Genomic DNA, 6778 nt, shown 5'->3' on the forward strand with positions numbered 1-6778 from the left:
CGGCTATCGTCCCACGACCGAGGACTCGAGCAGTTCGAGCGCGTGCTGACGGGCCGCGTCCGACTCGTCCTGGCCGGAGAGCATGCGCGCCAGCTCGCGGACGCGCTCCTCGCCCGTGACCTCGTGCACGCCCGTGACTGTGACGGGATCGGCTCCGTCCGCGCCGCCGTGCGACTTGGTCACGACGAGCTGGGAGTCGGCGAACGCGGCCACCTGCGCGAGGTGCGTCACGACGATCACCTGCGCCGACCGCGCGAGCGACGCGAGCCGTCGACCGACCTCGACCGCAGCGCGACCGCCGACGCCCGCGTCGACCTCGTCGAACACGAACGTGGGCAGCGGTGCGGCGGCGTCGGTCCCGGCGTCGGCGCCCGACGTGGCCAGCGCGACCTCGATCGCGAGCATGACGCGCGAGAGCTCACCGCCCGAGGCCCCCTTGCCGAGCGGGCGCGGCGGCGAACCCGGGTGCGGGACGAGCGAGAGGGTCACGACGTCGGCGCCCCACGGGCCCGGCTCGTCGGCGGGCGTCACGTCGACCTCGAGCCGCGAGCCGCCCATGGCCAGGCCCGCGAGCTCCTCGGTCACGGCGTGCGCGAGCCGCTCGCCGGACTCGGTGCGTGACGCGGTGATGCGCGCGCCCAGCGCGGACAGCAGCGCCGTGAGCTCGTCGGCGCGCTCGGTCATCGAGCGCAGGCGCTCTCCGCCGTCGTCGAGGTCCAGCAGACGCAGCCCGGCATCGCTGGCCCAGGTCAGGACGTCGTCGATCGTCTCGCCGTAGGTACGGGTCAGGGCGCTCAGCGCGGCCAGGCGCGTGTGCGCCTGCTCGAGGCCCCCGGGGTCTGCCTGGAGGTCCTCGACGTAGCCCGAGACCTCGGTCGCGATGTCCGCGAGGGCGTACCCGACCCCGGCGATCCGTTCGACGAGACCGGTGAGGCTCGGGTCGAGGTGGCTCGCGGTCTCGAGCGCGCGACGCGCCCGCTCGACGGCGGAGGTCGCGTCACCGGGGACGTCGCCCCCGTCGAGCGCGTCGTCGCCGACGATCGCGTCGTGCGCGGCCTGCGCCCCGAGGCGCAGCTCCTCGGCGTTGCCGAGGCGCGCGACGAGCGACGTGAGCTCGCTGTCCTCGCCCGGCTGGGGGTCCACGCGCTCGATCTCGGTGAGCCCGATGCGCAGCAGCTCGGCCTCGCGCGCGCGCTCCTGGGCGCGCGTGGTCAGGTCGGCGATCTCCTCGAGGAGCCCGCTGCGCTCGGTCCACGCGGCGCGGTACTCCTCGAGGAGCACCGCGTGGGCGCGGCCGGCGAACGCGTCGAGGGCTGCGCGCTGGTGGCTGGGGGTCCGCAGCCGGAGCTGGTCGGCCTGCCCGTGGACGGTCACGAGGTCGTCGGCGATCTCTGCGAGCACGCCCTGGGGCACGCTGCGTCCGCCCAGGTGCGCGCGCGAGCGGCCCTCGGCCGCGACGGTGCGCAGGACCACGACGGTCCCGTCGTCGTCGACGCTGCCGCCTGCCTCGTCGATCCGCTGCCCGACGGCGTCGCGCCCGCTCACGCGCAGGCGCCCCTCGACCACGGCACCGGTCGCGCCGGGGCGGACGGTGGACGGGTCCGCCTTGCCGCCCATGAGAAGGCCGAGGCCGGTCAGGACCATGGTCTTGCCCGCGCCCGTCTCGCCCGTGATGACGGTCAGTCCCGGGTGCAGGGGGACGCGGGCGGAACGGATCACGCCCAGGTTCTCGATCGAGATCTCCTCGAGCACGGTCACTCCCCCTTCGGGTCGGGTGCGGTCGGGTGCCCGCCGTCGGGCCGCTTGGCCGCGTCGACGGCCGCGGTCGCGGCCTGGCGTGCGACGCGGGCGGCCTCGGCGGCGTCCTCGGCCACCCGACCGCGCCACCCCACGACCGGCAGGGAGAACTTGGAGACCAGCCGGTCGGTGAACGGCGCGGTGCTCAGGCGGGCGAGCCGGATCGGCGAGTCACCGCGCCGGACCTCGACACGCGAGCCCGCGGGCAGGTCGATGCGACGGCGCCCGTCGCACGTGAGGACGCCCGGGCCTGCGGAGCGCTGCAGCAGCTCGAGCGCGAACGTCGACGAGGGCCCCACCACGAGGGGCCGGGCGAACAGTGCGTGCGCGGCGAGCGGGACGAGGAGCATGGCGTCGACGTCGGGCCACACGATGGGCCCTCCGGCCGAGAAGGCGTGCGCCGTGGACCCGGTCGCGGTGGACATGACGACGCCGTCGCAGCCGAACGAGGACAACGGGCGGCCGTCGACGCCGATCGCGACCTCGATCATGCGCTCGCGGGACGCCTTCTCGACCGTGGCCTCGTTGAGGGCCCAGCCGACGCGCGGCTCGTCCTCGCCGGGCAGCGTGACACGGACCTCGAGGACGCCTCGTTCCTCGACCACGTAGTCGTGCGCGGCCAGGCGCTGGACCGCGGCGTGCAGCCCTTCGCGCTCTGCCTCCGCAAGGAAGCCGACGTGCCCCAGGTTCACGCCGAGCAGCGGGACGCCGGTGCCGTGCGTGAGCTCGGCCGCGCGCAGGATGGTGCCGTCACCGCCCAGGACCATGACGACCTCGGACTCGGCGACGCCCTCGCGCGTGCGGAGCTGGGCCATGTGGTCGCCGAACGTCTCGGCGAGGTCGTCGTCGTGCAGCCCGACCTCGAAGCCCGCGTCCTGGAGCTCCTTGACCGCCTCGTGCAGCGCGACGACCGCCTCGGGTCGTCCACCGTGCGTGACGATCAGCACTCTCCTGGTCACAGGGCTCCTCCGGTCGATCGGTGCTGGTCCGTGCCGGCGGCACGGTCCACGTGGTCGGTCGCGCGGTCGCGGGGCGACGACTGGTCGCGTGGTCCGGCGTGGTCGCGTGGCGACGACTGGTCGCCGGGCGCCGTGTGCGAGTCTGTCAGGTCGGCGGGCCGGACGCCGTCAGGTTCGGCGGGTTCACCGATCAGCGCGACGAGAGGCCGCTCGCCGAGCGGCGAGCGGACTGCCTGTTCGACCGCGTTCTCGAGCGCGGCACGGTGGGCGTCCTGGTGGGCACCACCTGCCACGTCGCCGACGCGCGGGTCGGGGCGCAGCCACAGGAAGAACTCCCGGTTGCCGCTGGGGCCCGGCAGCGGGCTCGGGATCACGCCGAGCGGGCGCAGGCCCAGACCCTCGGCGTCGAGCGCCACGTCGAGCACGGCACGCGCGTGCAGCGCCGGGTCGCGGACCACTCCCCCGGTGCCCAGCCGTTCGCGGCCGACCTCGAACTGCGGCTTGACCATGAGGAGCAGGTCGGTGCCGGGGCCGACGACCGCGGCCACGGGAGGCAGCACGAGTCGCAACGAGATGAAGGACAGGTCCGCGACGACGACGTCGGGCGTCACGTCGACGTCGTCCGGGGTCAGGTCGCGCACGTTGAAGCCCTCGCGGACCGAGACGCGCGGGTCGTCCCGCAGCGAGGGGACGAGCTGGTCGTGCCCGACGTCGACGGCCACGACCCCGCGCGCCCCCCGGCGCAGCAGGACGTCGGTGAACCCGCCGGTCGAGGCCCCGAGGTCGAGCCCGTAGGCCCCCTCGATACGGGGAGCCAGATCGGGTGTGCGTGCCCGGACGGCGTCGAGCGCGCCGGCCAGCTTGAACGCGGCACGGGACGCGTACCCCTGGTCGGCGGGGTCGGGGTCGACCAGGATCTCCTGGTCGGGCCGGACGGGCAGGGAGGGTTTGGCCACGACGCGTCCGTCGAGACTGACGCGTCCGGCGTCGATCAGCTCGGCGGCACGCCCGCGCGAGCGGGCGAGCCCGCGGCGGACGAGCTCGGCGTCCACGCGTGCGCTCACGCTCAGTCCTCCGCGTCCGCGAGACGGTCCTGCAGTGCCTCGTGGATCGCGTCGAAGACGGTGACGTGGTGCTCGAGGGGCGCGTCGGTCAGCTCGTCGAGCCGGCCGAGGGCCGCGGTGACCGCGTCGTGGGTGGTCTCGTCGCCCGACGGCGTCGCACCGGTCCGCACGTCTCCGGGGGTGGGGACGGGGGTCGGGGTGGGAGCGCCGTCGTCGACGGTGTCCTGCGCCATGCGTGTTCCTCCAGTCCGTGTCCAAGGTCGGGTGCGTCGCACCGGTGGGGTGGAGCGCGGCGGGAAGCCGCACGTCACCGCACCGGTGCAACGCTACCGGTCAGGACAGGATCTCAGGGGTTACCGACAGCGAGCTCGGGGACGGTGTCCGCATCCACCGTGCCGCCTGCGTCGACCGTCGCCCAGGCTGCGCCGCACGCGGCACGGATCAGGTCGACGCCCTGGGGACCCGTCAGCTCGAGCGCGCCGTCGGTCACACGCGCGGCGGACGAGCCGACCGTCCACCAGCCCTCGGCGGCCTGGACCGGTGCCTCGTGGGGCTCCAGGAGGCTCAGGAGGTCGGCGCCGATGTAGTGCGGGCGCAGGCCGGGTTCGGCGAGGACCGCGTCGCGGCCCCCGTTGACACCGGTCAGGACGTGCAGGCCCGGGTACCCGCCCGAGCGCGCACCGGCGAGGTCGGTGTCGAGACGGTCACCGACGACGAGGGGGGACGACGCCCCCGCCCGCTCGACCGCGAGGTGGTACATGGTCGGCGAGGGCTTGCCCGCGCTCGACGGCTCGACCCCCGTGGCTGCCTGGACGGCCCGCACGAGCGAGCCGTTGCCGGGCGCGAAACCACGAGCAGTGGGCAGCGACAGGTCGAGGTTGCTCGCGACGTGCCATGCGCCCCGCTGGATCGCGTACGCGGCCTCGGCGAGCTGTGCCCAGCCGAGCTCGGGCGCGAAGCCCTGCGCGACCGCGACGGGCTCCTCGTCCGCGCTCTCGACGATCACGAAGCCCGCGTCGTGGACGGCCGTGAAGAGGCCCGCCCCGCCGACGACCAGGACCCGAGCCCCCGGCTCGAGCCGGGTCCGCAGGAGCGCGGCGGCGGCCTGAGCGGCCGTCATGACCTCGTCCGAGGACGTGGGGATGTCCAGCTCGGTGAGCTGGGAGGCGACCGACTGCGGCTCGCGCGAGGCGTTGTTCGTCACGAAGACGAGACGCATGCCCGCGGCACGGGCCCCCCCGAGGCCGGTGGCGGCATTCGGGATGGGCTCGTGGCCGCGGTAGGCGACGCCGTCGAGGTCGACGAGGGCCAGGTCGTAGCGTTCTGCGAGCGGGATGTCGCTCGCGATCAGCCCCAGGCTCACTTGGTCTCCTCGTCGTTCTCCGTGCCCGACGCCGCAGCGTCCGTCTCGTCCGTGGGCGCGGCCTCGGTCTCGGGGCCGTCGGAGGCCGACGACGTGTCGGTCTCTTCCTCGTCGGACGTGTCGGTGTCCGCGTCGGAGGCTTCGTCGGTCTCGTCCTCGTCGATCTCGACCGCATCCTCGGTCAGGTCGTACACGACCACCTCGTCGTCGAGCGACGTGCCGAGCGCGGCAGCCAGTGCGCGCGGGTCGACGTCCGCGAGGATCGCGGCGGCCTCCTCGAGACGACCTGCAGCCTCGAGGACGCTGGCGCGGGCCTGGAGGACTCGCAGTGCGAGGTCGCCCTGCGCCTCGGCAGCGGGGATCTGGTCGAGGACCGCCAGAGCGGCCTCGAACTCACCGAGGTCGGCACGAGCACCGCTCACGACGAGCGCGAGCTCGGTACGACCGTGCGCGTCGAGCGTGCTCGCCTCCTCGGAGGCGGCAAGGGCGAGGGCGCGCTCGGGGCGCTCGAGGCCTCGCTCGCAGTCGGCCATGATAGGGAGGTGCTCTGAGGACCCGTTGAGCCGGCGCACGGTACGCAGCTCACGCAGGGCCTCGGCGTAACGGCCCGTCTGGTAGGCCGTCAGGCCCGCAGCCTCACGCACCACGTCGACGCGGCCGGCACGACGGACGGCGGCCTGAGCGTGCTCGTAGGCAAGCTCGGGGTCCGTGTCGATCAGCTTGCCGGCCATGACCAGGTGGCGTCCGACGACCGTCGCGTTCTCCTTGCTCAGGGTGCGCAGACGCCCGCGCACGTCACGGTCGAGGTCCGAGAACTGCACCGCCTCGTCGATCTCCGGGCCGGCATGACGCTGGTCCTGGGGAGGACGCGACTGACGCTCACCCTGGTCGGCCGAACGCTGGAGGCGGTCACCGTAGCTCTTGCGCTCGCCACCGCCGGACTGGGGGCGGTCACCGTAACTCTTACGCTCGCCACCACCGGACTGGGGACGGTCACCGTAGGAGCGACGCTCACCCGAGCCGGACTGGGGACGGTCRCCATAGGAGCGRCGCTCRCCCGAGCCGGAAGACTGCGGACGGTCGCCATAGCTCTTGCGCTCGCCACCACCGGACTGGGGACGGTCRCCRTAGCTCTTGCGCTCGCCACCACCGTAGGAGCCGCCGCCGGACTGGGGACGGTCACCATAGGAGCGACGCTCACCCGAGCCGGAAGACTGSGGACGGTCGCCATAGGAGCGGCGCTCACCACCACCGTAGGAGCCGCCGCCCGACTGGGGACGGTCGCCATAGGAACGGCGCTCGCCCGAGCCCGAAGACTGGGGACGGTCACCGTAAGAGCGGCGCTCGCCCGAGCCCGAAGACTGCGGACGGTCACCATAGCTCTTACGCTCACCACCACCGTAGGAGCCGCCGCCCGACTGGGGACGGTCACCGTAGGAGCGGCGCTCACCACCACCGTAGGAGCCGCCACCGGACTGCGGACGGTCACCGTAGGAGCGGCGCTCACCCGAGCCCGAGGACTGCGGACGGTCGCCATAGGAGCGACGCTCACCACCGCCGTAGGAGCCGCCACCGGACTGGGGGCGGTCGCCGTA

The 6778-nt window shown here is 74.1% G+C and carries 7 protein-coding genes; 1 reads left to right on the forward strand and 6 read right to left on the reverse strand.

The genetic code is table 11. The features are described 5' to 3' along the window. Nucleotides 1-3: 3 nt before the first annotated feature. The 6 genes from recN to ASE15_RS18775 all read right to left on the reverse strand — a co-directional run bounded on the left by recN (nt 4) and on the right by ASE15_RS18775 (nt 6004). A complete protein-coding gene (gene recN, locus ASE15_RS18750) occupies nt 4-1752 on the reverse strand; it encodes a DNA repair protein RecN (RefSeq protein ID WP_056765054.1) in 1749 nt (582 codons plus the stop codon). Nucleotides 1753-1754: 2 nt separating this feature from the next. Beyond that, complete coding sequence (locus tag ASE15_RS18755) at nt 1755-2756, reverse strand: NAD kinase (RefSeq protein ID WP_056647241.1); 1002 nt, start codon at nt 2754-2756, stop codon at nt 1755-1757. Continuing rightward, nucleotides 2753-3820, reverse strand: coding sequence for a TlyA family RNA methyltransferase (locus tag ASE15_RS18760; RefSeq protein WP_082618595.1), 1068 nt, complete (start codon nt 3818-3820; stop codon nt 2753-2755). Before ASE15_RS18760 ends, ASE15_RS18755 begins: the two co-directional genes overlap by 4 nt. 2 nt (nt 3821-3822) lie before the next feature. Then, nucleotides 3823-4053, reverse strand: a complete 231-nt coding sequence (locus ASE15_RS18765; protein ID WP_056647244.1) for a hypothetical protein — start codon at nt 4051-4053, stop codon at nt 3823-3825. A gap of 113 nt (nt 4054-4166) precedes the next feature. Continuing rightward, nucleotides 4167-5183, reverse strand: coding sequence for an HAD-IIA family hydrolase (locus ASE15_RS18770; RefSeq protein ID WP_056765002.1), 1017 nt, complete (start codon nt 5181-5183; stop codon nt 4167-4169). Continuing rightward, nucleotides 5180-6004 carry a hypothetical protein gene (locus tag ASE15_RS18775; protein WP_056647251.1) on the reverse strand — a complete coding sequence of 275 codons (825 nt, stop codon included), beginning with the start codon at nt 6002-6004 and terminating at the stop codon, nt 5180-5182. The genes ASE15_RS18770 and ASE15_RS18775 overlap by 4 nt, the downstream gene beginning before the upstream one ends. A 24-nt stretch (nt 6005-6028) precedes the next feature. Here ASE15_RS18775 and ASE15_RS21620 point away from each other — a divergent pair. Next, the coding region (locus ASE15_RS21620; RefSeq protein ID WP_235534561.1) for a hypothetical protein at nt 6029-6778 on the forward strand (750 nt) is incomplete at its 3' end.

The sequence above is a fragment of the Oerskovia sp. Root22 genome, assembly GCF_001429135.1.
GTDB lineage: Bacteria > Actinomycetota > Actinomycetes > Actinomycetales > Cellulomonadaceae > Oerskovia > Oerskovia enterophila.